The organism is Kangiella japonica (assembly GCF_039523535.1).
GTDB classification, from domain to species: domain Bacteria; phylum Pseudomonadota; class Gammaproteobacteria; order Enterobacterales; family Kangiellaceae; genus Kangiella; species Kangiella japonica.
Genome location: NZ_BAAAFM010000001.1, coordinates 491,193 through 518,045, shown reverse-complemented (window position 1 = coordinate 518,045; position 26,853 = coordinate 491,193). Strand labels below are relative to the sequence as shown.

Annotated in this window: 30 protein-coding genes and 1 other RNA gene; 23 read left to right on the top strand and 8 right to left on the bottom strand. The window is 43.5% G+C overall.

What is annotated here, in order from left to right:
• Window positions 1-98: 98 nt before the first annotated feature.
• The gene (locus tag ABD128_RS02400; protein WP_343985974.1) at window positions 99-737 is read left to right on the top strand and encodes an alpha/beta hydrolase; all 639 of its coding nucleotides are present in this window, start codon (window positions 99-101) and stop codon (window positions 735-737) included.
• Window positions 738-740: 3 nt separating this feature from the next.
• Complete coding sequence (gene zapE / locus ABD128_RS02395; RefSeq protein WP_343985971.1) at window positions 741-1,829, top strand: cell division protein ZapE; 1,089 nt, start codon at window positions 741-743, stop codon at window positions 1,827-1,829.
• A gap of 78 nt (window positions 1,830-1,907) precedes the next feature.
• Here zapE and ABD128_RS02390 read toward each other — a convergent pair whose 3' ends face one another.
• Window positions 1,908-2,249 (bottom strand): HU family DNA-binding protein, encoded by a 342-nt coding sequence (locus ABD128_RS02390; RefSeq protein WP_110201130.1) that lies wholly within the window; start codon window positions 2,247-2,249, stop codon window positions 1,908-1,910.
• A gap of 344 nt (window positions 2,250-2,593) precedes the next feature.
• Here ABD128_RS02390 and rplM point away from each other — a divergent pair, with 344 nt between their 5' ends.
• From rplM to ABD128_RS02345, 9 genes are all read left to right on the top strand, one after another.
• A complete protein-coding gene (gene rplM / locus ABD128_RS02385) occupies window positions 2,594-3,022 on the top strand; it encodes a 50S ribosomal protein L13 (protein WP_110201128.1) in 429 nt (142 codons plus the stop codon).
• Window positions 3,023-3,036: 14 nt separating this feature from the next.
• Window positions 3,037-3,426, top strand: coding sequence for a 30S ribosomal protein S9 (rpsI, locus tag ABD128_RS02380; protein WP_110201127.1), 390 nt, complete (start codon window positions 3,037-3,039; stop codon window positions 3,424-3,426).
• Between the two features lie 293 nt (window positions 3,427-3,719).
• Window positions 3,720-4,307: a ubiquinol-cytochrome c reductase iron-sulfur subunit gene (petA, locus tag ABD128_RS02375; protein WP_343985963.1), complete on the top strand. Its 588-nt coding sequence runs from the start codon at window positions 3,720-3,722 to the stop codon at window positions 4,305-4,307.
• Window positions 4,307-5,518: a cytochrome b gene (locus tag ABD128_RS02370; protein WP_343985960.1), complete on the top strand. Its 1,212-nt coding sequence runs from the start codon at window positions 4,307-4,309 to the stop codon at window positions 5,516-5,518. Before petA ends, ABD128_RS02370 begins: the two co-directional genes overlap by 1 nt.
• Window positions 5,515-6,402 carry a cytochrome c1 gene (locus ABD128_RS02365; protein WP_343985957.1) on the top strand — a complete coding sequence of 296 codons (888 nt, stop codon included), beginning with the start codon at window positions 5,515-5,517 and terminating at the stop codon, window positions 6,400-6,402. The genes ABD128_RS02370 and ABD128_RS02365 overlap by 4 nt, the downstream gene beginning before the upstream one ends.
• A 54-nt stretch (window positions 6,403-6,456) precedes the next feature.
• Window positions 6,457-7,089 (top strand): stringent starvation protein SspA, encoded by a 633-nt coding sequence (gene sspA, locus ABD128_RS02360; protein WP_343985954.1) that lies wholly within the window; start codon window positions 6,457-6,459, stop codon window positions 7,087-7,089.
• On the top strand, window positions 7,089-7,514 hold the full coding sequence (locus tag ABD128_RS02355) for a ClpXP protease specificity-enhancing factor (RefSeq protein ID WP_343985951.1): 426 nt from the start codon (window positions 7,089-7,091) through the stop codon (window positions 7,512-7,514). The genes sspA and ABD128_RS02355 overlap by 1 nt, the downstream gene beginning before the upstream one ends.
• Window positions 7,515-7,643: 129 nt before the next feature.
• Window positions 7,644-8,300, top strand: a complete 657-nt coding sequence (locus ABD128_RS02350; protein WP_343985949.1) for a peptidoglycan-binding protein — start codon at window positions 7,644-7,646, stop codon at window positions 8,298-8,300.
• Between the two features lie 41 nt (window positions 8,301-8,341).
• On the top strand, window positions 8,342-8,719 hold the full coding sequence (locus ABD128_RS02345; protein ID WP_343985946.1) for a hypothetical protein: 378 nt from the start codon (window positions 8,342-8,344) through the stop codon (window positions 8,717-8,719).
• Window positions 8,720-8,803: 84 nt separating this feature from the next.
• On the opposite strand, the gene ABD128_RS02340 is transcribed toward ABD128_RS02345, so the two are convergent.
• From ABD128_RS02340 to ABD128_RS02325, 4 genes are all read right to left on the bottom strand, one after another.
• Window positions 8,804-9,331, bottom strand: a complete 528-nt coding sequence (locus ABD128_RS02340; protein WP_343985943.1) for a BON domain-containing protein — start codon at window positions 9,329-9,331, stop codon at window positions 8,804-8,806.
• A 2-nt stretch (window positions 9,332-9,333) separates the two neighbouring features.
• A complete protein-coding gene (locus ABD128_RS02335; RefSeq protein WP_343985940.1) occupies window positions 9,334-9,921 on the bottom strand; it encodes a phosphoheptose isomerase in 588 nt (195 codons plus the stop codon).
• Between the two features lie 17 nt (window positions 9,922-9,938).
• Window positions 9,939-10,307 carry a YraN family protein gene (locus ABD128_RS02330; protein ID WP_343985937.1) on the bottom strand — a complete coding sequence of 123 codons (369 nt, stop codon included), beginning with the start codon at window positions 10,305-10,307 and terminating at the stop codon, window positions 9,939-9,941.
• 105 nt (window positions 10,308-10,412) lie between these two features.
• Window positions 10,413-12,260 (bottom strand): penicillin-binding protein activator, encoded by a 1,848-nt coding sequence (locus ABD128_RS02325; RefSeq protein ID WP_343985934.1) that lies wholly within the window; start codon window positions 12,258-12,260, stop codon window positions 10,413-10,415.
• Window positions 12,261-12,325: 65 nt separating this feature from the next.
• Here ABD128_RS02325 and rsmI point away from each other — a divergent pair, with 65 nt between their 5' ends.
• The 5 genes from rsmI (at window position 12,326) to ABD128_RS02300 (ending at window position 15,959) form a co-directional block, all read left to right on the top strand.
• Entirely contained in the window at window positions 12,326-13,216 is an 891-nt protein-coding gene (gene rsmI, locus ABD128_RS02320; RefSeq protein WP_343985931.1) for a 16S rRNA (cytidine(1402)-2'-O)-methyltransferase, read from the top strand.
• An 11-nt stretch (window positions 13,217-13,227) separates the two neighbouring features.
• The gene (locus tag ABD128_RS02315; protein ID WP_343985928.1) at window positions 13,228-13,758 is read left to right on the top strand and encodes a DUF3016 domain-containing protein; all 531 of its coding nucleotides are present in this window, start codon (window positions 13,228-13,230) and stop codon (window positions 13,756-13,758) included.
• A gap of 84 nt (window positions 13,759-13,842) precedes the next feature.
• Window positions 13,843-14,207, top strand: an RNA gene (gene rnpB, locus ABD128_RS02310) — RNase P RNA component class A.
• An 883-nt stretch (window positions 14,208-15,090) separates the two neighbouring features.
• Window positions 15,091-15,549, top strand: coding sequence for a hypothetical protein (locus ABD128_RS02305; protein ID WP_343985925.1), 459 nt, complete (start codon window positions 15,091-15,093; stop codon window positions 15,547-15,549).
• Window positions 15,550-15,653: 104 nt separating this feature from the next.
• Window positions 15,654-15,959, top strand: coding sequence for a hypothetical protein (locus tag ABD128_RS02300; RefSeq protein WP_343985923.1), 306 nt, complete (start codon window positions 15,654-15,656; stop codon window positions 15,957-15,959).
• A 364-nt stretch (window positions 15,960-16,323) separates the two neighbouring features.
• Here the strand turns inward: ABD128_RS02300 and ABD128_RS02295 are convergent, their stop codons facing one another.
• The 3 genes from ABD128_RS02295 to ABD128_RS02285 all read right to left on the bottom strand — a co-directional run bounded on the left by ABD128_RS02295 (window position 16,324) and on the right by ABD128_RS02285 (window position 18,573).
• Window positions 16,324-16,860: a TrmH family RNA methyltransferase gene (locus tag ABD128_RS02295; RefSeq protein WP_343985920.1), complete on the bottom strand. Its 537-nt coding sequence runs from the start codon at window positions 16,858-16,860 to the stop codon at window positions 16,324-16,326.
• 207 nt (window positions 16,861-17,067) lie between these two features.
• Complete coding sequence (locus tag ABD128_RS02290; RefSeq protein ID WP_343985917.1) at window positions 17,068-17,298, bottom strand: hypothetical protein; 231 nt, start codon at window positions 17,296-17,298, stop codon at window positions 17,068-17,070.
• Window positions 17,299-17,622: 324 nt separating this feature from the next.
• Window positions 17,623-18,573, bottom strand: a complete 951-nt coding sequence (locus ABD128_RS02285) for a glutaminase (protein WP_343985914.1) — start codon at window positions 18,571-18,573, stop codon at window positions 17,623-17,625.
• Between the two features lie 665 nt (window positions 18,574-19,238).
• On the opposite strand from ABD128_RS02285, the gene mraZ reads away from it, so the two are divergent.
• Genes mraZ through mraY form a run of 7 tightly spaced genes read left to right on the top strand, consistent with a single transcriptional unit; the run spans window position 19,239 to window position 26,842 of the window.
• Window positions 19,239-19,694 (top strand): division/cell wall cluster transcriptional repressor MraZ, encoded by a 456-nt coding sequence (gene mraZ / locus ABD128_RS02280; RefSeq protein WP_343985911.1) that lies wholly within the window; start codon window positions 19,239-19,241, stop codon window positions 19,692-19,694.
• Between the two features lie 2 nt (window positions 19,695-19,696).
• Window positions 19,697-20,641 (top strand): 16S rRNA (cytosine(1402)-N(4))-methyltransferase RsmH, encoded by a 945-nt coding sequence (gene rsmH, locus ABD128_RS02275; RefSeq protein ID WP_343985908.1) that lies wholly within the window; start codon window positions 19,697-19,699, stop codon window positions 20,639-20,641.
• Window positions 20,638-21,009 (top strand): cell division protein FtsL, encoded by a 372-nt coding sequence (ftsL, locus tag ABD128_RS02270; protein ID WP_343985905.1) that lies wholly within the window; start codon window positions 20,638-20,640, stop codon window positions 21,007-21,009. Before rsmH ends, ftsL begins: the two co-directional genes overlap by 4 nt.
• Before the next feature lie 20 nt (window positions 21,010-21,029).
• Entirely contained in the window at window positions 21,030-22,796 is a 1,767-nt protein-coding gene (locus tag ABD128_RS02265) for a peptidoglycan D,D-transpeptidase FtsI family protein (RefSeq protein WP_343985902.1), read from the top strand.
• Window positions 22,789-24,336 carry a UDP-N-acetylmuramoyl-L-alanyl-D-glutamate--2,6-diaminopimelate ligase gene (locus ABD128_RS02260; protein ID WP_343985899.1) on the top strand — a complete coding sequence of 516 codons (1,548 nt, stop codon included), beginning with the start codon at window positions 22,789-22,791 and terminating at the stop codon, window positions 24,334-24,336. The genes ABD128_RS02265 and ABD128_RS02260 overlap by 8 nt, the downstream gene beginning before the upstream one ends.
• The gene (locus ABD128_RS02255; protein WP_343985896.1) at window positions 24,333-25,760 is read left to right on the top strand and encodes a UDP-N-acetylmuramoyl-tripeptide--D-alanyl-D-alanine ligase; all 1,428 of its coding nucleotides are present in this window, start codon (window positions 24,333-24,335) and stop codon (window positions 25,758-25,760) included. The genes ABD128_RS02260 and ABD128_RS02255 overlap by 4 nt, the downstream gene beginning before the upstream one ends.
• 2 nt (window positions 25,761-25,762) lie before the next feature.
• Window positions 25,763-26,842: a phospho-N-acetylmuramoyl-pentapeptide-transferase gene (mraY, locus tag ABD128_RS02250; RefSeq protein ID WP_343985894.1), complete on the top strand. Its 1,080-nt coding sequence runs from the start codon at window positions 25,763-25,765 to the stop codon at window positions 26,840-26,842.
• Window positions 26,843-26,853: the final 11 nt, after the last annotated feature.

The window sequence follows — 26,853 nt, the reverse complement described above, 5'->3', positions numbered from 1 at the left end:
GGATACCGAAAAGATCCACCGTAAGCATCCTCACTCGAGTTCCATGCAAATGAAAAACATGCGAAAATAGCCTCACTAGTCCCTAGCCATAAACTATTTTGAGCAAAGATAAATTTCTTATTGATGGAGCAGCTGGCGCAATTGAAGCTATCTTAGACGCTACAGAGGCTGATGAACGTAACGCGGTTGCGGTTTGTTGCCACCCCCATCCCGTACATGGCGGCGCCATGACCAATAAAGTGATTTATACAGTGTCACGAACTCTTGCTGGCTTAGGCATTCCTTCGGTGCGATTTAATTTCAGGGGCGTTGGTGCTTCTGAAGGAGAATATGATGAAGGTCGCGGTGAACAAGATGATTTGATTAAAGTCATTGAGTGGGCGCGTAAAGAGTATCCTAATCGACCTTTATGGTTGGCCGGTTTTAGTTTTGGCTCTTGGATAGCGGCACTGCAAGCGAGACAGCAAGACGCCAAGCAGTTAATTTCTATTGCGCCGCCGGTGAATCGTTTTAGTTTTGATGAGTTCGTTATTCCAGACTGCCCTTGGTTAACGGTGATGGGTGATGCCGATGAAGTGGTGGACCCCGATGCTGTGTTTAGTTGGATTGATGAACTCGAGCCACAGCCTGAGCTCATAAAAATGGCTGGCGCTGGTCATTTCTTCCATGGTCGCTTAGTAGAGCTAAGAGAATCGCTTGAAGCAGCTCTTTCACAGAACTTGCCGGAACTTATCTAAATAATGACGCCGTTAGAGCAATATAATAAAGACCTGCAACAAGGTTTTACTAAAGATCCTGCGCAGGAGCAGGCCGTCCAGGCGCTACAACGGGTGTATGAGGATCTCATGCAATCGAGGCCACGTGACGGCTTTATGCAAAAAATTACTCGCTGGCTGTCTGGCGACAGTCAGCCTGTAAAAGGGTTGTATATGTGGGGGGGGGTTGGGCGCGGTAAAACCTACCTAATGGACACTTTTTTTAATGTCTTGCCCATAAAAGCGAAAGTCCGACTCCACTTTCACCGTTTTATGCACGAGGTTCATAATGAACTAAAAGCGCTGGCTGGCGAGAAAAACCCTCTGGTGAAAATTGCCGATCAACTCGCGGACCGCGCCAAAATCATTTGCTTCGATGAATTTTTCGTCACCGATATTACGGATGCGATGATTTTAGGCGGCTTGTTTGAAGAGCTTTTTAAGCGTCACGTGGTTTTAGTCGCCACATCAAATATCCCGCCAGAGCGACTTTACTGGAATGGACTGCAGCGTGAACGATTCTTACCGGCCATTAAATTGATTCAAGAAAATTGCCAAGTTTTAAATGTGGACGCTGGTATCGATTACCGCTTACGAACACTAGAGCAAGCTAATATCTATCATTACCCCTTGGATCAAGCCGCCAACGACAATATGCAGCAGTATTTCAAGCAATTGTCAGCTACAGAAGGGCAAGATCACTGTAAGCTTAAAGTAGAGGGGCGACTGATTGATGCGGTGAAACTATCGGATAGCGTGGTGTGGTTTACTTTTGACGCTATTTGTAAAACAGAACGATCGGCTGCCGACTATATCGAGATCTCACGTGGCTTTCATACGGTTTTTGTTGGACAAGTACCACAAATGGATGACTCATTGAACGATGCCGCGCGTCGCTTTATTGCGATGGTTGATGAGTTTTACGAGCGCCATGTGAATCTAATCCTATCGGCCGAAGTGCCAATGGAGGAGTTATATGTGGGTAAGGGGCTCGCTTTTGAATTCAAGCGAACCCTAAGTCGCTTACAAGAAATGCAAAGTACGGATTATTTAAGCCTTGAGCACTTGGCATAAAGCCCCACATCGTAGGCAAAATAAAACCGGCATTGAGCCGGCTTGTATTGTGGTTAATCGCTTATATGGATTCAGGAATTACTTTGCCATATCCTTTAGCTTTTTTAGGGGACGTACTTTTACCGCGGTAGAAGCTGGTTTAGCTTTGAATGTCGTTTCTTCACCTGTGAATGGGTTAATGCCTTTACGTGCTTTGACCGCTGGTTTCTTTACCGTACTAATTTTTAATAGGCCTGGCAGTGTAAATTCACCAACTGAGCGCTTCTTAATATGACGCTCGATTACAATTCCAAGCTCGTCGATAACCGCTCCTACATCTTTCTTAGTTAGGCCTGTTTGTGCTGCGATTTCGTTTAAGATTTGGGTCTTGGTGAACTTCTCTTTGACTGCGGTAATCTTGCGAGTTTTATTATTTGCCATTTTTCCTTTGCCTCTTGGGTTGTTTGACTGTTAAAATAACGTCTTGTCTTGGCGAGCAATGCAAAATTGACTCTCCCAACGCAGTATTATTTATAGCGTTTACAGCCCCGTAAATAAAGTCTTTTTGAAAGGATTTGGTTGAAAATTCGTAAATTTGCCCAAGACGAAACATAATTTTGGTAAATCCTTTGCCTGCCACTTGTAATATAGGGGCGGGTTCTGTATGATTTGCGCTCTTTTTTGTGGGACGCTGAGAGCTATTTTATATTAAGCCTCTCGTAATCGCTTATGACACTAGCGGCCCAAAAATGCGGGTGCAAATGGCTTTTTGGAGCTCAACGAATATGAAAACATTTAGTGCAAAGCCTGAATCTGTTAAACGCGACTGGTATGTCGTTGACGCAGAAGGTAAAACATTAGGTCGCTTGGCGACGGAAATTGCTCGCCGTTTAAAAGGCAAGCATAAAGCTGAATATACTCCTCACGTTGATACTGGCGATTACATCGTTGTTATCAATGCTGAGAAAGTTACTGTTACTGGTAACAAAGCGGAAGGGAAAATGTACTACCGTCACACTGGTTACCCTGGTGGTATCAAAGAGGCTAACTTCAGTAAACTTCAAGCTGAGAAGCCTGAAATGATTATTGAAAAAGCGGTTAAAGGTATGTTGCCTAAGAACCCTCTGGGTCGTGATATGTTCCGCAAATTGAAAGTTTACGCAGGCTCTGAGCATAATCACGCCGCTCAGCAACCTATTAAATTAGATATTTAAGGTAGAAGAGAATTATGGCTGAACAATATTACGGTACAGGTCGTCGTAAAAGCTCAACAGCTCGCGTATTCTTGCGTCCTGGTAGCGGTGAAATTACTGTAAACCAGAAGAGCTTAGACCAATATTTTGGTCGTGAGACTTCACGCATGGTAGTTCGTCAACCACTAGAGTTGACTGAGCTTCTAGAAAAATTCGATGTTTACGTTACTGTTTCTGGCGGTGGCGGTACTGGTCAAGCGGGTGCAATCCGCCACGGTATCACTCGTGCCTTAATGGAATATGATGAAGAACTTCGTACGCCACTACGTCAAGCGGGTTATGTTACTCGTGATGCACGTGCCGTTGAGCGTAAGAAAGTTGGTCTTCATAAAGCACGTAAACGTCCTCAGTTCTCTAAGCGTTAATCGTAACCTTAGTCACAGAACTATCGGATTACAAAACACCTGCCTTGCGGCGGGTGTTTTTGTATCTGAATCTAATAAATCTAATCCAGAATACCCGTCAACATGTTCTAGCGCCTCCTTGTGGTCAGACCACTTTGTAATGGGGTTGCTTTTCCTATAAGATATGCCACCAGTAATCTGCCACTTGTACCGTATGCTATATTTACGCGGTTGCGAGCAGCTTGTTTATCATTATGATTTTATCCCATCTGTTGTTTTGACAGGTGGGTTTTCTTCGTGGGGAGACTATTCGAATGAGTAATCAGGGCGTTAACAAAGGACGCAGGAATCTCCTGATCGGGGCTACTTCAGCAGTAGGCGCGGTTGGTGTGATTGGTGCGGCTGTACCTTTTGTGCGTTCCTGGGCACCGAGTGCGAAAGCACAGTCAGCCGGTGCGCCAGTGGAGCAAGAATATAGCAAATTAGAAATTGGCCAACAGATCACTGTTGAATGGCGTGGTAAGCCAGTATGGATTATTCGCCGTGATAAGAAGATGCTCAACAGCATTTCTAAGAGTGAAGAGATTGTTGCCGATCCAAATTCTGAGTCAGATCAACAACCTGAATACTGCAAAAACGAGTATCGCTCAATCGATCCTGAGTTTTTTGTGGCTGTGGGTATCTGTACTCACCTTGGTTGCTCTCCAAAGTTGTTTGCGGAGCCAGGTTCGCTAGAAAATGAATGGCTTGGTGGTTTCTACTGCCCATGTCACGGTTCGAAGTTTGACTTGGCTGGTCGCGTATACGCCGGTGTTCCCGCTAACGCCAACTTAGAAATCCCACCTTATACACTCGACACAACAAACAAAGTTATCGTTGTGGGCGAAGATGGAGGTGCCTAATGTTTAAGAGTTTTATGACCTGGTTGGATGCACGCTTCCCTGCCACAAAAGTTTGGAACGAGCACCTAGCTGAATACTACGCACCGAAAAACTTTAACTTTTGGTATTTCTTCGGTTCATTAGCACTATTAGTCCTAGTAAACCAATTATTAACCGGTATCTGGTTAACCATGTTCTATAGCCCAAGCGACCCATTCGCTTCGGTTGAGTACATCATGCGTGATGTCGACATGGGCTGGATTATTCGTTACCTACACTCGACAGGTGCTTCTGCGTTCTTCGTGGTGGTCTATTTGCACATGTTCCGAGGCATCCTTTACGGTTCATACAAGAAACCACGCGAGCTAGTGTGGATTTTCGGTATGATCATTTTTGTATTGTTAATGGCTGAAGCCTTCATGGGCTACCTATTACCATGGGGTCAGATGTCGTTCTGGGGTGCACAGGTAATTATTAACCTCTTTGGTACGATTCCAGTAGTTGGCCCAGACTTGGTTGAGTGGATCCGTGGTGACTTTACCTTGTCATTGGCGAGTTTGAACCGCTTCTTTGCGTTACACGTGGTAGCAGTACCTTTAGCTCTAGTGGCTATGGTCTTCTTACACATTGTGGCTTTACACAAAGTAGGTTCTAACAACCCAGACGGTGTTGAAATTAAAGACAAGAAAGATGAAAACGGTATCCCGCTAGACGGTATTCCTTTCCACCCGTACTACACGGTGAAAGATATTGTGGGCGTGGTTGTTTTCTTGATGATCTTCTTAAGCATTGTATTTTTCGCACCAGACTTTGGTGGTTATTTCTTAGAGAAGCCAAACTTTGAGCCTGCGAATCCATTGAAAACTCCGCCACACATTGCCCCAGTTTGGTATTTCACACCATTCTATACGATGTTACGCGCAGTTCCGCATCCGTTCCTAGGTTTCTTAGTAATGGCATTAGCGATTGTAATTTTATTCTTATTACCTTGGCTTGATCGTCAGAAGGTGAAATCAATTCGCTATCGCGGTGGCTCTTTCAAGATTCTATTAGCATTGTTTGTAGTTTCGTTCATCATCTTAGGCTACTTAGGAGTGGTTCCGGTTACTCCAGCAAAAGCATTATTGGGTCGAATCTGTACGGCTTACTATTTCTTCTTCTTTATTGCTTTATGGTTCTTACCTAAGTTCGAGAAAACAAAGCCAGTACCAGAGAGGGTAACAGACAAATGAAAAAGTTAATTTCAGCTATTTTATTCCTGCTACCCGTTGCAGCTTTCGCTGCGGGTGGTGAGGTTACTTATCCAAACGATAAGGTAAACGTTAACTATGGTGATAAAGCCTCGTTGCAAAACGGTGCCAAACTATTTGTTAACTACTGTCAGGGCTGCCACTCGATGGAGTATGTGCGTTATTCTCGTGTCGCTCAGGATTTGGATCTTACTGAAGAGCAAGCTCAGCAGTTAATTTTAGGCGAAGGTAAGTTAGGCGACACTATGGATAAATCCATGGATCCCGACTTGGCTAAGAAATGGTTTGGTGTAAACCCACTGGATCTTTCGATGGTTGCTCGAGTGCGTGGCAATGACTGGGTATATAACTACCTAAGAGCTTTCTACATCGACAAGTCACGCCCTTTTGATGTCAACAACACTGTATTCCCAGGTGTTGGTATGCCGCACATCCTAGCCGACCTACAAGGTTTGCAAATGAAGAGCGACGATCTTTTAGCGGTAGAGGAAATCATTTCGAGTGGTAAAGCTCGAATCGACGAGCTTAAAGCTACTGTTAAAGATAAAGAAGCGTCGGCCGGAGCGGTTGAAAAAGCGCAAGAAGCTATCGCGAAACTTGAAAATGAAATCCATGAGGCGGAGCAAGAGATCGCTGAAATTTCCCGCCAAGGCAAGATGTTTACCATTGTAGAAGAAGGTAGCATGACTCCAGAAGAGTACGATCATGCAGTGCGTGATCTGGTTGCTTTCATGGCGTATACCGCAAACCCTGTAAAACTAAAGAGTAAAGAGATTGGCCTTTGGTCACTATTGTTCTTGTTAATTTTATTGGTGTTAGCTTACTTCTTGAAGAAAGAGTTCTGGAAAGACATCAAGAAGAAGTAATTCGGTTTTATGGGTCTCTAAGCCTAGAGACCCTTACTGTTTAGGAGAAAAAACATGGCCGTAGTCGCCAAACGTTCGGTAATGACATTGTATTCAGGTAACGATGTATACAGCCACCAGGCGCGTATCGTTCTTGCTGAAAAAGGTGTTAATTATGAAGTAGTCGAAGTTACTGCTGATAAAGTTCCGGAAGACCTTATGGATCTGAATCCGTATGGCTCTGTTCCTACGCTTATTGATCGTGACTTAGTGCTGTATGAAGCCAGTATCGTCATGGAGTACCTTGATGAGCGCTTCCCACACCCACCACTAATGCCGGTATATCCAGTAACTCGTGGTCGTAGTCGCTTAATGATGCATCGCATCGAAAAAGAATGGTATAGCCAGTACGAGATTATTGTTAATGGTACTGAAGCAAAAGCGAAAAAAGCACGTAAAGAGTTGCAGGAAAGCATATTGGCCTTATCGCCAGTATTCGCCAGCAATCCGTACTTTATGAGCGAAGAGTTTTCGTTAGTGGATTGTGTCATCGCACCGTTACTATGGCGTGCTGAGCAATTGGGTATTGAAATCAGTGGTCGCGGTAGTAAAGCGATTCACGAATATATGGAACGTATCTTTGAGCGCGAATCTTTTAAAGTCAGCTTGACTGAAGAAGAGCGTGAAATGAAATTAGGTCTAATGTAATGGCGAGTCCCTCGCCTTTACAACCTTATCTACTCATCGCTTATTACGAGTGGATGATTGATAACGGTTGGACACCTCAGGTCTTAGTAGACTGCTCGCACAATGAGGTTAATGTACCACAACAGTTTGCAAACGATGGCAAGATAGTATTAAACATAGCGCCTGAAGCTGTGGCAAACTTTGAGCTTAACCATGATTTTTTAAGCTTTAGTGCTCGATTTTCGGGTAAATCCCTCGACATTTATATTCCAATGAATTCAATCGTTGCCATCTATGCGCGTGAAAACGATCAAGGAATCATGTTCTCTCCAAATATGTATGGAGATGGCAGTGCACCCAATACGGCTGATTTCGATGGTGATGGACCTGATGATGAGCCACCTACACCGCCTAAAGGTAGACCTAACCTGAAAGTTGTTAAATAATAAGTCGTTATATAGTTAGAAGCAGTTCATTACGAACTGCTTCTCATTTCTCAAGTATATCCCAGGATATTTTTTTAGCATTAATATAATAGAGCTCTCGTCAAAGCAAAGGACTAAAGGGATATATTTATGCTAAGACATGCAGTGGGTAAAAATGCCACTAATCATTCTTCGGATGTGAAAGTCATACAAACACTTCTTAACTCCAATCAGCGTAACTCTTCTAAGAAATTACTTACGGTAGACGGGCTCTATGGCAATAATACGGCAGCAGTTATAGAAGGCTTTCAGTCACGGTTTATGCGTCAACCCGATGGCGTTATTTCACCCTACAAAAACACCATTAAACGATTGTGGCCAACTGCTTATAGCAACCCAACTGGCAAAGGTATTCGACGTATGGATCCTTATGGCAGTGGCGAGTACGGCGCTTCTAGAGGCCGCAGAACTCATGATGGCGTAGACTATATCGCACTGGCTGAGCAGAATGTGGTGGCCCCAATATCAGGCTGTGTGTTAAGAATTTCTTGGCCTTATGCTTCAGGCATTGATGCTAATGTGCTCGAAGGTGTTGAAATTGAGGCAAGCGACGGAACTCGATGTTGGGTATGGTACATAAAACCAAGTGTAAATATTATAAACCAAGTCGTAAAAGCGGGTGTGAGCATTATCGGCAGGGCTAAAACATTGTCTAACCGTTATAGTAAAAACATTAGGGATCATGTGCATGTGCGCTTGCAAACCCGCTTCGGATCTTCGGTAAACCCTTCAACTGTTATTAAATAAGAGTCTTAGCAGTAAGTACTTATAATAAGAGAGCATCGATAATGAAAACATCAATTAAAGTTATATCGATAGGCGTTATTATCGCTATGACGCAGTCATGCAGCATCTTTAAGAAAATCGAGAATCAAGCCGAGGATATGACAAGTATGACTAAAGGAAATTATATGTATGGTAGCGAAGTCAGCTCGTTTCAGCCATGCGACTCGGAAAGTGAGTTTTGGGTTGTTGGCGATGAAGGGATAACAACTGAGTTACAGAATGATTATTTAGAAATGGTGAACAAACCTTATGAGCAGGTTTTTGTTAGCTTTAGAGGTTACCAACTGGAAAAAGCCAATGAATGCTTTGCTGCGGATTACGATGGTCAATTTAAAGTGACTGAAGTGATTTCTTTACAAAAAGATGATATCTGCCAATAGTTTGAGCTAAGGTAAAAAAGCCGAAACGTTACATCTCCCGTTTCGGCTTTCGACTGGTTCGATTATCGTCTACTCTAAGTGGCTTTAGTTTATATATTCAAAGATTTTTACGACTTTTTTGACGCCCGCAATATTTCTAGAAACGAGGGCCGCTTTGTCGCCTTCTTCGCGCGTCACCAGTCCCATCAAAAAGACTTCACCGTCTTCGGTAGTAACTTTGATGCGCTTAGAGTCCAACCCTTTCTCGGCGGCTAAGCTAGATTTCACTTTTGTAGTGATCCAGGCGTCTGACATGCCGCTGACTTCGTTTGGATCTTTAATGCGAAGCTCGTTAAACACTTTGCGTATTTCAGGGATACCACGGATCTCATTAGATACTTGAGCTTTAACTTTTTCGCTTGGAACTTGGCCGTATATCAACACATAAAGATTGTGGCTTTCTACGCCAATATAAGAGGGTTTATTTTTTTCTTCTATGGCGTTCGTTAAGGTGCTGACACGGCGCTCGATACTACTATCTTCAGCTAGTGTGCCAAAGGTTGTACAGCCTGGTAAGAAAAAAGCTGCAACTGCAGCCAGTGTTACTATGCGCATTGTTTGTTTTGCAATCATGGTTAAGCCTCAGTACCAAACAAGGTGTTATCAATATAATCACATAAAGCGTGGATCACGACTAAATGAACTTCCTGTATTCTTGCGGTGGAGTTTGAAGGGACTCTGATTTCGACATCATTCTGCCCAACCAGTCCAGCCATTTCTCCGCCGTCCTTACCTGTCAAAGTGACAATCAGCATATCTTTACTGAGCGCAGTTTCCATGGCATTGATCACATTCCGAGAATTACCGCTAGTAGAAAAAGCCAACAAAATATCACCAGGTTGGCCTAGCGCTCTAAGCTGCTTTGAGAATACTTCATTATAGCTGTAATCATTAGAAATTGAGGTTAAAGTGCCTGTGTCAGTGGTAAGCGCAATAGCAGGTAAGCTAGGGCGTTCACGCTCGAAGCGGTTAAGCATTTCGGAAGAGAAGTGCTGTGCGTCGCCGGCGGAGCCACCATTACCACAGGTTAGAATTTTGTTACCAGCCAATAAAGAATTAACCATAATTTGACCGGCCTTGGCGATAGACTCAGGTAAAGAGTCAGCGGCCGCAATTTTGGTTTGAATACTTTCTGTAAATATATCGCGTATACGTTCTATCATGGATAGCCTGATTTGTATTACCAGCCTGGCAGTTGAAACGCGTTCTTAAGCCAATCAGCCGATAAGGATTTATTGGTTAATGTTACGGAAACCACATCAAAACGACAATTAAGTTGTTGAAATTTTTTTGCCTGTTGCAAAAATAAATTAGCCGTTTTAATAATTTTCTGTTGTTTTACGTAATTCACGCTTTCCGCGCCACTTCCATAGGAAGTGTTTGCTCGAAATCGCACCTCAATGAACACGAGATAGTCGTTGTCCTTCATGATAAGGTCAATCTCGCCGTAGCGTGAGTAGTAATTACGTTTAATCGTTTTGAGCCCTTTGCTTTGAAGGTAACCTTCTACAAAGCGCTCAACCTTGTCACCTTTCATCCGTGAAAGCATACATTATCATCCTAGTTTTAATAACTGTGCTTATGAATATCAATTTTTAGACAAAGCTGATAGTTAAAGTATCAGTCAAAGTCATAGCAAGTAACGCTAAGTATTTTAATATTCGCTTCTACTCATTTGGTTTAAGGGAATCACTTTACCACCTTTAAACTTTCCCCAAGATAATTGGCGCACGATGCGGCCATAAGAATCCATACTCAAATGCCCTGAAAGGCCTTGCACACTATGGTGAGTATCTTCTGTAAATTGTTTAAGCTCCGGGATAACCAAATAGGCATCATGCCCTAAAGCGAAAAAACGTGCCAAGCTATTAGTCGCGTTTGGTACTAACTGATTCATTTTTTGGCGACTGTTATTTATTGACTCGGTACTACCTAGCATCCAAGGCGCGTCGGTAAAAGAAATCCCATCTAAATCATTGTCACGAGTAGGGCTAGTGCGACCTTCGTAGATGGTTGAGGTCGAGTAGACCGGTAAATTATAAGCATAATAGTAGTTAAGGTACGGTTTGATTATCCGTGCTTTATCAACTTTTGAAATCATAAAGATAAAGTCTGCGGTGGCAGATCCTTGGCCGCTGGCTTCAATCGGTACATTAAGAAAATTTTGTAGATCTTTAGCCCGCTTTTCGGCTTGATCAGCACCAAGCATGGCCATCACGGCAGCTTTTACATTTTGATTGTGCGAAATATTAGCCGTTTTGACAACAAAGCCACCCAGTTGTTGAAACTCATCGGTAAAGGCTTCTACCGCACGCTTGCCTAACGATGAGTCAGCATTAATGATGAATGCTCTGTTTTGGCCCTGCTGGATCGCGTGGCGTGCGATTTGACGAGCTTCATCTTCTATCGGTAAGCCAAACTGGAAGAAATTACTTGGCAGATAGCTTTGGTCTAACCGATTTAAGGCTAGGGTAGGGATTGGCAGACTGGCTTGCGCTGCTAAGTTATCAATGTTTGGTTTTAATAAGGGACCTACGATAAAGTCGACACCGTCTTCAAAAGCATTTTGATATAAAGTCTGAATATCAATACCGTTGGTGTCATAAACAACAACATCAGCCGCTTCGGAACGATTAGCTTGTTCGTAATAGCTGGCCATAAAGCCATCGCGAATGAGCTTACCTACTGGTGCTAGGTTACCACTCATCGGGACCATCAAACCAATTTTCTGTGGCACACTTGCTGTAAACTCAAAAGAGCCGATTTGGCTAATATCAATATAGTCGTAGGCTGGGTGTTCTGGGTATATTTGTGACCACTCATCCATAGCCGTCGCCATATTTTTGGCGTTACGCATATAACGGTGGCGCACGATGGCCATGTCGAGCCAACCTAGCACATTATGGTCTGAAGCTCTGGAGCGTTTGAGCTCAATGGCACCCACCGGTGAGCTCATAAGTTCCTGCCAAGCTTTGTCGCGTTGCTGCTCTAAGTTTCCATAAGAACCAAATAAGTGCTCGGCTTCAAGGCGTACTACTGCAGCATCCGCTAAGCGGTTATTAGCGACTAAGCTGTCAGCCAATGTTGCGGCGAAGTGAGCCTGCCAATTATCACTATGATCCTGTGGATTACCAATAGACTGTAGCGCACGAATAGACTCGAAAGGTTTATCCTGCGTTAAGGCCACTTCACCCAATAATAGGTAGTAAGCATCGCGATCATCAAGCGGCAATTCAGTCGGTTGGAAGCTACGCAATAAATCATAAGACTCTTTAGAACTTCCCATGTTGTGGTAGGCGATAGCCGCTTGCAGTTTGAAGGGCGCTTGGGCCGTTCCTTGGTGTTTCTCAGCTTGTTGTAAGTAATATTCTGGTGACTGTGCAACGCGATCACGGATCCCCTCGTCGCTAGACGATTGGCGTGGTTGCGTAGTGACACAAGAAACCAATAATAAGCTAAAGATTGCTAATGATAGGTTCTTGTTGAAAGACTTTTTTGTCATAATTCCAATCTCAATAAAGAGTTAATGCTATTCTAAGCTTTAGGGCGCAACAAGGCAAAGTACCAATGACAGATTTGACAGATTCTCACAACAAAAATTCACCGCAAATCAACCAGTTCGACGAGAAGGGCACTTTATACGTGGTAGCCACGCCGATTGGTAATATTGATGACATGTCTTTTCGAGCCATTAAAACTTTACAGCAGGTTAGCTTAATTCTTGCTGAAGACACGCGACACAGTCAGCGGTTAATGACGCACTATGATATTCGCACGCCCATGATGTCGCTGCACGAGCATAACGAAGAAGCTCGAATCGAGCAGATCGCGAGCAAGCTCGATGATGGCCAGTCGGTGGCGCTGATTTCCGATGCGGGGACGCCGTTAATTAGCGATCCGGGCTTTAAACTGGTGCGAGAATTGCGTCAACGGGATTACGCCATTAGTCCAATCCCTGGCGCTAGCGCTTTAATCAGTGCTTTATCAGTTGCCGGTTTAGCCACCGATAGTTTCAGTTTCTGGGGGTTCCTCCCTTCGAAAACCAATGCTCGAAAAGAGCGATATAAAGAACTGTGTGAGCATAAAGAAACTTTGGTGTTTTATGAATCTTCGCACCGTATTGCTGATAGTTTAAAGGATTTAGTTGATGTTTTTGGTGAGAGGCATATCGTCATAGCTCGCGAGTTAACCAAAAACTTTGAAACAATTCTCTCGGGTCCTGCGTCTATAGTACTAGAGCAGGTTAATAATGACTCAAACCAGCAAAAAGGTGAGTTTGTTGTGATGGTCGAAGGCTTAAGCAAAGTAAATGAAGGTTTAAGCATAGAAGCAAGGTCTATAATGACGCAACTGTTAACCGAACTACCGCCGAATAAAGCGGCTAAGCTGACCGCACAAATTACAGGTGTTAAAAAGAAAGATCTGTATCAATGGGCGCTTCAGCAAAAATCAGATTAATCGGAGGTTTTATGAAGAACTGCAAACGTATTTTAGTGAGTGCTATCGGTGTGTTAGCGCTTGGCTGGGGAAGCGCAAGCATCGCTAACCCGGGTAAAGACTCTAAACAGTCCCAAGAGAGGATTCAGGTAGAGTGGAGCGATTTTAACGATTATCGGGATGTGCGTGCCGCTTCAGAACCGAGAGGCACTTTCCATAAGCGTGTCAAAAAAAGCTTTGAGAAGTTTTTTAAGGAATACAGTAAAGAGCTCCCCGAAGGTCAAACATTGAGTATTAAGATCCTAGATTTAGATTTGGCTGGACATGTAGAACTTGGTTCGACGCGTGATATCCGTGTTATGAAAGATATCCACTTTCCACGAATGAACTTCAGTTACACCTTAACAGGAGCTGATGGCAAAGTTTTGAAAGAAGGTGAGGCCAAGTTAAAAGACATGAACTATCTGTATCATGAGAAAACTTGGAAGCGTTACAGAGAGGGCTTCTACTATGAGAAACGCATGTTCCGTGAATGGTTTGAAGATACATTAGAGAAAGGTTAATACTCACTAATCATTTGTTACCCCTAAAGGGCAAGGAAACTAAGTTTTTCTTGCCTTTTTTTGTATGAAGACTAAACTTGCTGCAAAGCTGGCCAGACAGTCGCTGCTTGCTCGTTTGAGCGAGGAGAGGAAAGTCCGGACTTCACAGAGCAGGGTGCCAGGTAACGCCTGGGCGGCGCAAGCCGACGGCAAGTGCAGCAGAAAGAAGACCGCCGATGGTTCTTAGTTCGCTAAGTTCACAGGTAAGGGCGAAAGGGTGCGGTAAGAGCGCACCGCGCTACTGGTAACAGTTAGCGGCAAGGTAAACCCCACCCGAAGCAAGACCAAATAGGGTTCCGTACGGCGTTGCTCGCGTTGGAACCGGGTAGGTTGCTGGAGCCATCGAGCGATTGATGGCCTAGACGAATGACTGTCCACGACAGAATCCGGCTTATCGGCCAGCTTTTACTTTATTTCATCATTAAGTCAGTATTAATCCTTTGTCATTCACTGAGTGACTGTTCACGACGGACTTTTCTACAAGAGAAGCGGCTTATAGCCCAACTCTTCTTTTTTACTTTAGCCCCCTTCGTCATTGCGAGGAGCCGTCTCCACGGCGACGCGGCAATCTCAGCCAAGCTTGTCATTCCGTACTAGATGCGGAATCTAGTCTTTCGTTTGTTAGATCGTTGGTTGGTTTAGCCCTTAGGTGTAACCCAACATTGCATACGATTTGTCATTCCAAATGATGACCACAGGGAATGCCTTTAGGTAACTTGGGAGCTAGGGTTTTATAAACCCAGGTTTATCATTAGCATTCAATTTCGCCACTCGGCGAGTCACTTTTTCTTGTGCGAGCAAGAAAAAGTAACCAGAAGAAACACGCCCTAATATTGAGGTCATGTGAACATGACCTCCTGCTCTATTTCTAAAATACTTAACACACCAGAGTTTACTGCACTTCCTTGTGCTGAAAACTCTTACCAAAATCATCCACGATTTTGGTTTGCTATATTTTGTGAATAGCACAGCTCAATATAAGGGGAAATTTGTGCAGGATTGTGCTCTTAATACCCCCTTAAAGTTAGCCGAGCAAGGAAAAGTTATAGCGTAAATTAGGCAAGGAGCCTAATTTAGCTAAGACGAAACAAGGAAGTTTCGTTTAGCGGCGCGTAAGTAACTTTGATGAGCGAGGGAAGTCCGAAGGACCTAACGATCTGGGGTGCCTTTTCTTTTGGTTCGTTTTCTTTGGGCATGCAAAGAAAATGAACAGTGCTTTTTGATTAGGTGTTTTACATAGTTTTATATATTACGGTAGGATATAAAAAATTATAAGTAAGTTATCGAGGAATAATGGAAGTCATAGAGCCTCTTAATAGAAAGGCAGAAGTTCAAAGGTATATGGATTTTTCTAAATTTATACACTTACTAGAAAGTCAGCAGTTATTTTTATCGAGGGTCTCGAGTTTTGAGGACAAGCTGGAAGGGGGGTTAACTCCGTATTATTATTTAATGAAAAGTGGTATGGCAGAAGCTTTGGACCACGCAATAAATAGTATTTGGCCTTCTGTAACTCCTCAGACAGAAAGTGAAATCAAACAAAAAGAACAAGACACCAAGAGGTTTCAAGAGAAAGCTAAAAAAAGGAAGGTTGTAACTGTTTTTGGTGATATACCAGCGATTGATATTGATTTTCCTACACTATATAAACAACATAAAGAGTGGGTTGATGTAAGCTGTTGGCACTCGAATGAGTCGGAAAGTATGGCAATGTGGAAAGTTTATGGAGGAGAGACTAACTCCATATTATAGTTAGCGATATTTCTAGAATAATTAATTCTGTAAGTCCGCCACAAAATAAAAAACTGGCTTTATCAAAAGTAAGCTATATAAATCATGAAAACGAACAGTTTTTTATGGATCACCCTTTAGCGCCATTGCTACATAAGTCTAAGTTTTATAGCTTTGAAAATGAGGTTCGATTAGTAGCTTATGATCCAGAAGCTAATCTGATGGAGGAAAGAGATATTCACGATAATGGTACATTAATTGACGTTGATTTGTCTCGGTTAATATCTGAGGTTAGGGTTGCTAAAGATGCGCCTAACTGGTTTTTCGAATTGGTTAGTACACTTGTCAAAGATAAATACGAGCTGGATGTTGATGTAAAGAAGTCAAAAATGAACCAAGAACCGATATTTGGTATCTCTACTTTAGAGTAAATGTCCCTAAAGTTAGAATTGAACCAAGCAAAATGCCTAATTTATAAACTTTGAATGTGGAGTTTGAGTTATCACTTCCGAAAAATAATGAATAAAATACAAAAAACAGTAAGCAGAAAGCTAATATAACAGTACCAAAAACGCTAGGAGCGATGAAGTAACCAGTTGCTAGAACGAGCAAAGTTAATAAAGCAATGAATAGTGATTGCTTTATTTGGTTGCGTTTGAATTTTGAAGCTTTAAATAGCTTCCAGACTGGTAAACTGGGGTTGAATATATCCATATTGTCTTGATTCCAATAATTTTTCTTTCGAAGTATTTTAGAGTAACTCGCTGTTTTTACAAATTAAATAACCTGATTTTGTTATTTAGTTCGCAAGTTATTAGATAATCCATAAACCGCTATTCCACATGCTGTTGCGACATTCATGGAGGAGTTGTGGCCGAGCATGGGGATGTGGGTGGTGATGTCTGCTAGGTCTAGTAATTCTTTACTAACGCCTGTGTTTTCAGAACCAAGTATTAGGCAAACATTCTGGTCATTTTCTAGATTTAATTCTTGTAGTGGAATACTGTCGCTGGTGATTTCTAGGGCGATGATGGTGTAGTTTTCTTTCTTTAATCTATTAACCAGCTCCAGTGGCGATTCTATCGCGTCGTGGGCAACGTATTTTTCGGTGCTACGTGAGGTTTTGCGGATTTTGTTGTTGGGTGGTGTAGCGGTGTCTCCGGAGAGGTAGATTTTATCGACACCAAGTGCGTCGCTGATGCGAAAAAGACTGCCGACGTTCATGGGCACAGTGATGTTGTGAGCCAGTAAGCAAATGGTTCTTTCCGTTGTGTTTGGACTATGTTTGCGCTTGATGTGATCGGTATGCTCTAACTGACGGTTTGTGCTCATGCTTTGTTTTGGTTTTTTGTAATTTATATAGTTTGCACTAGGGTGCGAGATTTGGCAAAGATCGATTGTAGGTATGTAGGTATAGATTGAAAATTTAGCTGCAAAAAGCAGCCAGCGCAATAACTATAGGGGGTAAATTGTTGCCAATTAAGGCTGCGCTGGCTGTAGCACTGAAGTGACGTTGGCTATGTTAGCCATAAACTTAATTTATGACTCTTCTTCACCAACATCTTCAGATTGGGTAGTGACTAGGGCGCGGGTATGGTCGCCGTAGACAGGTTTTTCATTTCGGAGCATATCCATCATGATTTGAAAGTCTTGACCATTAACGGAAATACTTTTTTCGCGGGTGTTGTCGTAATAGGTAAACCAGAAGTGGCCACGATTTCGGCTAGAATCCCACCATCCTTGATACTTATTGATTAGTTTAATCGCCATAGCAAATTCCTTTTAGGTTAGTTTGTATCCATATTCCCTAAAGCTCTGGGGATGTTGATAGGGAGTCGTGAATCCAGCACAACTCCCTAATTTATCAACATGCTCTACCGAGCTTTTCCATCCTTAGGGCTCTTTCCTTAGAGACTTTGTCCTGAGTAATTTCCATATTACCGCGTCCTTAGGCATTAACATCATCCCAGCGCTCGCTTCCTTGTGAGCTCAGCCTGTCCTTTGGCTTAGTCATTATTTAACTATAAGCCGTTTTGATTCTAAAGAGGTGAACGATGAAGCTTTTGTGAGACATTGACTATAGTTGTATTACGATTACTCGTATTCGAGCTCATCGAATAATGGTGTTGGCCCAAAAACGTTGGATTGGGTGATGGTGGTGAAAAGTTCCAGTGCTTTGATGCCCTTGCTTGAGTTTCCTTTGCTATTAAGGCCAGGGCTCCATACAGCAATACTGTATTGATCAGGGTAAATGGCGACGATGCCACCGCCCACACCGCTTTTACCGGGTAGACCTACTTTGAACGCAAACTCTCCAGCTTCGTCGTAAAAGCCACATAGCAACATGATGGCATTAATACGTTTAGTTTCTTGCGCGGTTAGTATGCGTTCATTATTGAGTGGATTCTTTCCGCTACGGGCTAGGAACATAAAAGTTTGCGCCAGATCTTTGCAGCTCATTTCAATCGAGCATAGGTGAAAATATAAATCTAAAACTTCATCAACATCATTTTCTATGTTGCCATAGGATTTCATGAGGTTGATGTGAGCATTATTTTTAAAACCACACTCTTTTTCGGACTGTGCAGTTTCTTTGCAGTAGTCGATTGATGGGTTACCAGATAGCTTGCGCACAAACTCGATAAAGTCGTGGTATGGATTTTTAAGCTGACTGACTAGAATGTCACAGACGACAATCGCTCCAGCGTTGATCAAAGGGTTTCGAGGGATGCCTTGCTCGTATTCAAGCTGGACCAGTGAGTTAAAGGGGCTACCCGACGGCTCCACACCAACACGCCTCCATAAGTCAGTACCCACTAACTTGAAAGCGTATACTAGCGAAAGAACTTTAGAGATACTTTGAATAGAAAAGTTTTCATGGATATCGCCATGATCATACTCATGACCTTCTTCTGTTACTAAGTACATACCAAACTTATTGGGATTTGCTTTGGCGAGAGCAGGGATATAGGTCGCGACCTGTCCAATTTCATCAAAGTCTCTCAGTTCCTTGCTGATTTGTTCAAAAATCTCTTTGTAATTCATAGCGTTAAGTTTTGATAAGCGTTGTCATCAGTCTAAGCAACTCTAGACTAGATTGCTAGGTATAGAGCTGCGAGGCTTGGACTTTTATACAAAAGAATACAATTCTCCCCATTCAGCACTTCATAATATGGGCTTTAATAATGAGATATTTTCCCCGAAGGGGAGCCAACCGCCCCCTGTGAAATGTAAATTTATACTCACATTTGGTCAAAACTCGCGTAATTTTAGTCAATTTATTGTTCGTAAAAAAGGTAATGGCTGTCTATAACTTAAAGTAGTTTCTAACTTATAACGCTAATGCAATGAAAAATCTCGCTTTTATTTTTGCGTGTTTGTTAGTGCTAACTAACTGACGCTAAGTGTTTGTCAAATAAGGACATTTCTCACATTTTCCATGCATATTTGCCTTGCAAAAAACACCTAAACTTCATATAGTGTAGATAAGTGGAGAAAAGTGTCGCAAAGTGGATCGTAGAGGATCAGTGACGATCAAAACGATTTACTGAGCGTGGTAACAAACCATCATTACTGATGGCGAGCTTTAAACTAAGACCCTTGAAAGAGTCTTGCTAATACTCTCTCCTAGCACCTCTCTTTCAAGATTCTTACCTAAAGTAGCCCTTAATGATGCAACAGTCGAGTTAACTGGGGTTAAAAGAAGCCAAATGTTTAGAGGCGCAACAGCAATTAATATGGACGCGAAAGGTCGAATCGCCATACCGGCGAAGTACCGTTCGCGTTTTCATGATGCTTGCGCTAATCAAATCGTGGTGACTATTGACCTGTTTGACCCGTGTTTATTGCTTTTCCCGCTTCCCCAATGGGAACAACTCGAAACCACTTTAGATACTTTTTCCAATACTGATCCTAACCAACGTCGTATTAAGCGGATGTTACTTGGCCATGCTTCTGAGCATGAAATCGATGGCAATGGCCGTATTTTACTACCTCCTGTTCTTCGTGAATACGCGCATCTTGAAAAAGAAGTGTTGTTAGCGGGCCAAGGCAAAACCTTCCAGATCTGGAACGAGAGCAACTGGCACAAGAAAATTGAGGAAGATGTGGCCGCGTTAGGTGAGGGTCCATTAGATACTGAGAATTTACCGGACCTGGCGTTTTAATCATGAACTCTAATCATGAAAAGACTGCGCACGATTCAGTTCTGCTTGGTGAGGCAGTGGAGGCTCTAGTGATCAACCCTGACGGTATATACATTGACTGTACCTTTGGCCGTGGTGGCCATAGTCGAGCAGTGTTGTCTATGCTTTCAGAAAAAGGTCGCCTAATGGCTTTTGATAAAGACCCTCAAGCGATAAAAGAAGGGCAGACCTTAGAGCAAGAAGATTCAAGGTTTGAAATTATCCATGAGAGCTTTTCCCTTTTAGAACAGAAGGTTAGCGAAAAAGAGCTGGTTGGTGAAATCGACGGAATTATGATGGATCTTGGTGTTTCATCGCCTCAGCTAGACCAAGCTGAGCGTGGCTTTAGTTTTATGCAAGACGGACCTTTGGACATGCGCATGGACACCACTCGTGGACAAACGGCAGCAGAATGGATCGCGCAAACCGACGAAGAAGACATGGTTTGGGCATTTAAAACCTTTGGCGAAGAGCGTTATGCCAAACGAATCGCGAGAGCGATCATTGAGAAGCGACAAAAAGCCTCGATTACCCGCACTTTAGAATTAGCGGCCATTATAAAAGAGGCACATCCACGCTGGGAAAGACATAAGCACCCAGCAACTCGTTGTTTTCAAGCAATTCGTATTGCCGTGAACCGCGAGTTGGATGACTTAAAAGATACTTTGGAGCAATCGCTGAATTGCTTGAAAGTCGGTGGCCGTTTAGTGGCCATCAGTTTCCATTCGCTAGAAGATCGAATGGTTAAACGATTTATACAGAAGCAGGAAAAAGGCCAGGACTTTCCGCCTGGCTTACCGGTAACAGAGGACATGATAAATCGCCGGATGAAAAAAGTCGGCAAGTTCACCAAGGCTGGTGACGAAGAGTTAGAAAGAAATAACCGCGCGAGAAGCGCGGTTATGCGTGTAGCGGAGAAGATTTCTTGAGCGCAGGCAAAAACAGCTCCGCTAAGAAAAAGGTTAAAGAAACCAATAGTTTATGGCCTTTTTATAGTTTAGTTGCAGTTTTTGGTCGACGCTTTGGTGTGATGTTATTAGGGGTAGTTGTGGTCATTTCAGCGGTTACAGTGGCCCATCAAACACACCAGTTACGTCAGGCAACGATAGAATTTAAAAAGTTGCAAGACGAACAAACAGCGTTGGATTTGCAGTGGCAAAAACTTCGTTTAGAGCAAAGCGCTTTAGCTGATCACAGTCGAGTCGAGAAGCTAGCGCAGGAAAAGCTGCAAATGAAGCACACAGATACAGAAGACGAAATAATTATGAAGCCATCCCTTAGGGGCAAAGAGTTATAAAGGAACGGTATATAAAAAGCATGAAAAAAGTAAGAAACCGTAAAGTAAAAACAGTACCACTATGCACATGGCGTTATTACGTCATGATCGTAGTATTGCTGTGCGGTTTTTTTGCTCTGATGGGACGCGCGGCCTATTTGCAAGTGGTCAATGCTGATGATTTAGCCAAAGCCGGTGACTCACGCTCAATGCGCGTGAAAGGTATTTCTAGCCATCGCGGACTGATTGTAGATCGTAATGGTGTTGAATTAGCGCGCTCAGTACCTTCGGAGTCCATCACGTTAGACATTAAGCGACTATTGGAAACACCAAATATTCTGCAAAGCAAAGAGTGGAAAGCTTTTGCTGCAGCGCTAAAGCGCGACGAAGATGAATTAAATCAATGGGTTATGAATCGTTCGCAGCGTCGTGACGTTTGGCTAGAGCGCCAAGTTGACCCTAATGTTTCGTTGTATATTAAGCGTTTAGACATTAAAGGCGTGAATTTTAAAACCGAATACCGTCGTTATTACCCCAGCGCAGAGGTCACCGCTCACGTAGTTGGGTTTACAGGTGTTGATGATAAAGGACTTGAGGGCGTAGAGAAAGCATTTGATACCTTTCTAACGGGGAAGCCTGGTAAAGAGAAAGTTGTCGTTGATCTATATCGCCGAGTGGTTGAAGAGCGTGGCGTCTTAGCGCAAGCGGAACAAGGGAACGACTTACAGTTGAGTATTGATTCTCGAATTCAAGCAGCAGCTTATAAAGAACTAAAAAGTGCTGTGTTATCGAATGGCGCTAAAGGCGGCTCAGTAGTCGTGTTGGATGTGGATACCGGCGAAGTGTTGGCAATGGCTAGTCAGCCATCTTTTAATCCAAACCGTTCGGACAGCCGACTGCCAGAACTAACGCGTAATCGCTCGATAACCGATATGTTCGAGCCAGGCTCAACGGTTAAGCCATTAACCGTGGTTAGCGGTTTAACCAGTGGAAAATTCAACGTCAATTCGACCATAGATACCTCGCCAGGACGCATGTTTTTAGATTATGCCTACGTCAGGGACCACCGTAATTACGGTGTTTTAACGCTTGATGGCATTATCAAAAAGTCGAGTAATATGGGTGTTGCAAAAATTGCTTTAGAGCTTACCGATGAAGAATTCTTGAGCACTTTATACAGTGTCGGCTTTGGCGTCGAGACTGGCCTAGGGATTCAAGGCGAAGCCGATGGCAAGTTAATGCCTCGAGCGAACTGGTCGCGTCATGAAATAGCCACTTGGTCTTACGGTTACGGCTTTATGGTCACGCCGATTCAATTAGCGCAAGCCTATGCAATTCTAGGCTCGGGTGGCATCAAGCGTAATCCAACATTATTAAAGCGCGCACAGGGCGAAGAGATCTCTGGCGAGCGAGTGATCAAGCCAGAAATAGCAACTGCTGTGGTAGACATGATGGAGCAGGTCACGCAAAAAGGTGGTACTGGAACTCGCGCTCGGGTGGATGGATATCGCGTAGCGGGTAAAACTGGTACTTCGCGCAAAGCCGTTCGTGGTGGTTATGGCGATGAGTATGTTACTTATTTTGCTGGCTTAGTACCTGCAACGGATCCAAAGTTTGCGATTGTTGTGATGGTCGATGAGCCTGCAGGCGATAGCTACTATGGAGGAACGGTATCGGCACCTGTGTTCTCAAAAGTTGCGGATACTGCATTACATTTACTCAACGTGGCACCTGATGGTGAGTTGAAAAGACCAGCCATTGCGACCGTCACTGGTGGTATGGGGCAGCTAGGAGGCAGTCATGACTAACGTCAAAGCAAACAGCTTCAAGCCTCAAGCGTTGTCAAAAATACTGAAAAAAGTCATCAGTAAAGAGCAACTGGGAGACTTGGCTGCCGTTGAGATTAGAAGCGTTAGCTTAGACAGTCGCCTTATTACTGATGGAGCTCTGTTTATAGCTTATCCAGGCGTAGAGACTGATGGCCGAGGCTATATGTCACAAGCTGTAAAAGCTGGTGCAGCAGTGATAGTTGCTGAAAAAGATGGGCTTGAACAATTTGCTGACATAGATAGCGATATTTCAAGCTTTGAAGGGGTACCACTTGTCGCAGTGAGAGATTTAGTTCAAGCGAGTGGTGACATAGCTGCCCGCTTTTACGGTAATCCGACGCGAAAAATGTCTGTGACGGGAATTACTGGAACCAATGGCAAAACCAGTTGCTGCTACTTATTAGCGCAAGCATTGGAGTTCTTAAACTACCCAACCTTAATGCTTAGCACAATCGGTAACGGCAACCCTACTGCTTTAAAGGCGACCACTAACACTACGCCAGACCCTGTATCTTTACAGCGCATTTGTGCCGAGTATTTGCAGCAAAAAAATCATTACATGACGATGGAAGTATCTTCGCATGGTCTACAGCAAGGGCGCATCAATGGTGTTGAGTTTAGCATTGCGTTATTTACCAATTTGTCGGTTGATCACCTTGATTATCACGGCGATATGGAGTCTTACTTCCTCGCGAAGCGTGAGTTATTCCTGAAGAAAGATTTAAAAGCAGCAGTGATCAATGCTGACGATGAATATGGCCGCCGTTTATTGCTAGACGACTCAATTAAATGCAAAAAAGTTGCTTACAGCCAGACCGGTAAAAAAGCTGAGCTAAATGTCGAGAACTGGATCACTAGCGATCATGTTGAGCTAAGCTTAAATGGCTTAAAAGCAGATTTGCATACTCCTTGGGGGAATGCAAAGTTGCACTCAGAGTTGCTTGGGCAATTTAATTTGTCGAACTTAATGGCTGTGGCAGGTGCTTTGGGCGCAATGCTTGGCGATAGTAATAAATGGATTGTAGCGCTTAACTCAGCACGCTCAGTCCCAGGAAGAATGCATCAGTTCAACGCTAAAGACAAAGCAACGGTTGTAGTGGACTATGCGCATACCCCTGATGCTCTCGAAAAAGCTATCCAAGCATTAAAAGCGCATTGTGACGAAGGTGAGGTATGGACGATTTTTGGTTGCGGTGGGGATCGTGATAACTCTAAGCGTGCCATTATGGGCAAAGTAGCTGAATCGACAGCAGACAAGGTAATTATTACTGACGATAATCCTCGTACGGAAGAGCGTGAAGCAATTGTCGACATGATTCGTCAAGGCATGGTAAATCAAGAAACGCCGTATATAAGCAGTCGTTTCGAAGCCATAAAGTATGCACTTGATCACGCAAAGCCGCAGGACATGATATTAGTTGCTGGTAAAGGCCATGAAGACTATCAGGTCATCGGCAATGAAAAAATTGATTACAGCGATCTTGAGTCAGTCAAAGCTTTGATGGAGGACTTAGTATGATCCCGTTGAAGCTATCGGAGATTGCTAAATTCTGTGCTGGAGAGTTAGTCGGTGCTGACTTAACCGTTGAAAAAGTGCTTACCGACAGTCGTGCTGACTGTACAGGCGCATTGTTTATCGCTTTGGTGGGTGAGCGCTTTGATGCTCATGAGTTTATTGACGTGGCGGAGAACCAAGGCGCCGCAGCTTTAATGGTCAGCAAAAAAGTAGAGACTGCTCTACCACAAATCATTGTTGATGATACCGAAAAGTCCCTAGGCCAATTAGCGAGATTAGTGCGTCAAGAAGTGAACCCAAAAGTTGTTGGGATCACAGGTAGCGCGGGCAAGACAACGGTTAAAGAATTAGTAGCATCGGTTTTGCACCTAAAAGGCACTGACCTTAAAGGCAATGATCTTAGAGAGAATGATCTTAAAGAGAATGTACTAGCGACAAAAGGTAACTTTAATAATCATATTGGTGTCCCACTAACATTGTTAGAGCTAAAAAAAGAACACGAATACGCAGTGATTGAAATGGGCGCGAATCATCAAGGTGAGATTGCATATTGTGCGAGCTTAGCCATGCCCGATGTTAGTGTGATTAATAATGTAGAACCCGCACATCTCGAAGGCTTCGGCTCGATCGAGGGCGTAGCTAAAGCTAAATCAGAGATTTATCAAGCACTTGGCGTCAATGGTACCGCCATTATTAACCTTGATTGTGAGTTTGCCTCACAGTGGCAGGAAGAGTTTATTGACTGTCATAAAGTTACAGTCTCTCGCCATAAAGATGCCCACTTTAGCGCTAATAATGTGCACCTAAACTCAGAAGGTTTGGTGACATTTGAATTGATTAAACGACATCTTACTGGTAAAGAAAGCACCACAATCAGTTTGCAGCTGGCTGGCTTCCATAATGTTTCGAACGCTTTGGTCGCTGCTGCAATTTGCAGTCAGCTTGATGTGGATTTGGACACGATTAAACGAGGCCTAGAAGAAGCCGGCGCGGTAAAGGGGCGATTAAACCTTATTGCGGGCCAGCAAGGCACTCTGATTATTGATGACACTTATAATGCTAGCGTTGGTTCTGTCAAAGCAGCTATCGACGTATTAGTCAGCAAAGCAGGTGAACATGTGTTTGTCTTTGGCGATATGGGGGAGTTGGGATCAGAAAGCGCTCACTACCATAAAGAAATTGGACATTACGCCAAAAAGAAAGGGGTTTCTAAACTTTATGCGACCGGAAAAGAAGTCGCACATACAGTTGAATCATTTGGGCAAGGTGCAAAATATTTCGCAGATAAAGAGGCGTTGATTGCAACCTTACTGAGTGAATTAAATTCAACACAAATTATTTTAGTAAAAGGCTCGCGCAGTGCTCGCATGGAACAAGTAGTACAGGCGTTACAAGAGTCACAACAAACAGAAAAGAGGGGAGGTTAACCATGCTAACCTGTTTGGCAGAATATCTATCACAATTTTACTCAGGTTTTAACGTATTCCAATACTTAACCTTTAGATCGATATTGAGTGTGTTAACGGCGCTGGGTATTTCGTTGATAGTAGGACCTCCAATGATTCGCCGCTTGAGCACCTATCAGATAGGGCAAACTGTTCGCGACGATGGCCCAAAAACACACCTAAGCAAAGCTGGTACGCCGACCATGGGCGGTGCCTTAATTATTGTTGCCATTGTATTGGCGTGTTTGCTTTGGGGCGAATTAGAAAATCGCTACTTGTGGGTTTGCCTGGTTGCGATTGTTGGCTTCGGTTTAATTGGCCTAGCGGATGATTACATTAAGCTTGTGCGTAAAGATCCTAAAGGATTAATCGCGCGCTGGAAATACTTATGGCAGTCACTGATTGGTGCTGGCATCGCCATTTACCTGTTTTACACGGCTAGCCCTCAAGAAACCCAGTTATTAATACCGTTTGTTAAGGACGTGATGCCGCAGCTAGGGCTTATGTTTATCTTCATGACCTATTTCGTGATTGTTGGCACCAGTAATGCAGTCAACTTAACTGATGGTTTGGATGGCCTAGCGATTTTGCCAACAGTATTAGTCGCCGGCGGTTTAGGTATCTTCGCATACCTTACGGGTAACCAAGTGTTCTCTGAATACCTATCGATTCCATATATACAAGGTGTCGGTGAGCTAGTCATTTTCTGTGCCGCAATTGTAGGCGCCGGATTGGGTTTCTTATGGTTTAACACTTACCCAGCACAGGTTTTCATGGGTGACGTAGGAGCTCTAGGTTTAGGCGCGGCGCTTGGCACCATTGCCGTGCTCGTTCGTCAAGAATTAGTCCTGTTTATTATGGGTGGTGTTTTCGTAATCGAAACAGTCTCGGTGATTTTGCAAGTTGGCTCTTACAAGCTAACCGGGAAGCGTATTTTCCGTATGGCACCGTTACACCATCATTACGAATTAAAAGGTTGGCCAGAACCACGAGTGATTGTTCGCTTCTGGATTATATCGTTGATTCTTGTGTTGATTGGTTTGGCGACACTAAAGATTCGTTAAGAGAAAGACAC

Bases quoted from the DNA above. Each gene is read 5' to 3' on its own strand.
- zapE (WP_343985971.1), top strand. From the start codon at position 741: ATGACGCCGTTAGAGCAATATAATAAAGACCTGCAACAAGGTTTTACT.
- ABD128_RS02390 (WP_110201130.1), bottom strand. From the start codon at position 2,249: ATGGCAAATAATAAAACTCGCAAGATTACCGCAGTCAAAGAGAAGTTC.
- rplM (WP_110201128.1), top strand. From the start codon at position 2,594: ATGAAAACATTTAGTGCAAAGCCTGAATCTGTTAAACGCGACTGGTAT.
- rpsI (WP_110201127.1), top strand. From the start codon at position 3,037: ATGGCTGAACAATATTACGGTACAGGTCGTCGTAAAAGCTCAACAGCT.
- petA (WP_343985963.1), top strand. From the start codon at position 3,720: ATGAGTAATCAGGGCGTTAACAAAGGACGCAGGAATCTCCTGATCGGG.
- ABD128_RS02370 (WP_343985960.1), top strand. From the start codon at position 4,307: ATGTTTAAGAGTTTTATGACCTGGTTGGATGCACGCTTCCCTGCCACA.
- ABD128_RS02365 (WP_343985957.1), top strand. From the start codon at position 5,515: ATGAAAAAGTTAATTTCAGCTATTTTATTCCTGCTACCCGTTGCAGCT.
- sspA (WP_343985954.1), top strand. From the start codon at position 6,457: ATGGCCGTAGTCGCCAAACGTTCGGTAATGACATTGTATTCAGGTAAC.
- ABD128_RS02355 (WP_343985951.1), top strand. From the start codon at position 7,089: ATGGCGAGTCCCTCGCCTTTACAACCTTATCTACTCATCGCTTATTAC.
- ABD128_RS02350 (WP_343985949.1), top strand. From the start codon at position 7,644: ATGCTAAGACATGCAGTGGGTAAAAATGCCACTAATCATTCTTCGGAT.
- ABD128_RS02345 (WP_343985946.1), top strand. From the start codon at position 8,342: ATGAAAACATCAATTAAAGTTATATCGATAGGCGTTATTATCGCTATG.
- ABD128_RS02340 (WP_343985943.1), bottom strand. From the start codon at position 9,331: ATGATTGCAAAACAAACAATGCGCATAGTAACACTGGCTGCAGTTGCA.
- ABD128_RS02335 (WP_343985940.1), bottom strand. From the start codon at position 9,921: ATGATAGAACGTATACGCGATATATTTACAGAAAGTATTCAAACCAAA.
- ABD128_RS02330 (WP_343985937.1), bottom strand. From the start codon at position 10,307: ATGCTTTCACGGATGAAAGGTGACAAGGTTGAGCGCTTTGTAGAAGGT.
- ABD128_RS02325 (WP_343985934.1), bottom strand. From the start codon at position 12,260: ATGACAAAAAAGTCTTTCAACAAGAACCTATCATTAGCAATCTTTAGC.
- rsmI (WP_343985931.1), top strand. From the start codon at position 12,326: ATGACAGATTTGACAGATTCTCACAACAAAAATTCACCGCAAATCAAC.
- ABD128_RS02315 (WP_343985928.1), top strand. From the start codon at position 13,228: ATGAAGAACTGCAAACGTATTTTAGTGAGTGCTATCGGTGTGTTAGCG.
- ABD128_RS02305 (WP_343985925.1), top strand. From the start codon at position 15,091: ATGGAAGTCATAGAGCCTCTTAATAGAAAGGCAGAAGTTCAAAGGTAT.
- ABD128_RS02300 (WP_343985923.1), top strand. From the start codon at position 15,654: ATGGATCACCCTTTAGCGCCATTGCTACATAAGTCTAAGTTTTATAGC.
- ABD128_RS02295 (WP_343985920.1), bottom strand. From the start codon at position 16,860: ATGAGCACAAACCGTCAGTTAGAGCATACCGATCACATCAAGCGCAAA.
- ABD128_RS02290 (WP_343985917.1), bottom strand. From the start codon at position 17,298: ATGGCGATTAAACTAATCAATAAGTATCAAGGATGGTGGGATTCTAGC.
- ABD128_RS02285 (WP_343985914.1), bottom strand. From the start codon at position 18,573: ATGAATTACAAAGAGATTTTTGAACAAATCAGCAAGGAACTGAGAGAC.
- mraZ (WP_343985911.1), top strand. From the start codon at position 19,239: ATGTTTAGAGGCGCAACAGCAATTAATATGGACGCGAAAGGTCGAATC.
- rsmH (WP_343985908.1), top strand. From the start codon at position 19,697: ATGAACTCTAATCATGAAAAGACTGCGCACGATTCAGTTCTGCTTGGT.
- ABD128_RS02265 (WP_343985902.1), top strand. From the start codon at position 21,030: ATGAAAAAAGTAAGAAACCGTAAAGTAAAAACAGTACCACTATGCACA.
- ABD128_RS02260 (WP_343985899.1), top strand. From the start codon at position 22,789: ATGACTAACGTCAAAGCAAACAGCTTCAAGCCTCAAGCGTTGTCAAAA.
- ABD128_RS02255 (WP_343985896.1), top strand. From the start codon at position 24,333: ATGATCCCGTTGAAGCTATCGGAGATTGCTAAATTCTGTGCTGGAGAG.
- mraY (WP_343985894.1), top strand. From the start codon at position 25,763: ATGCTAACCTGTTTGGCAGAATATCTATCACAATTTTACTCAGGTTTT.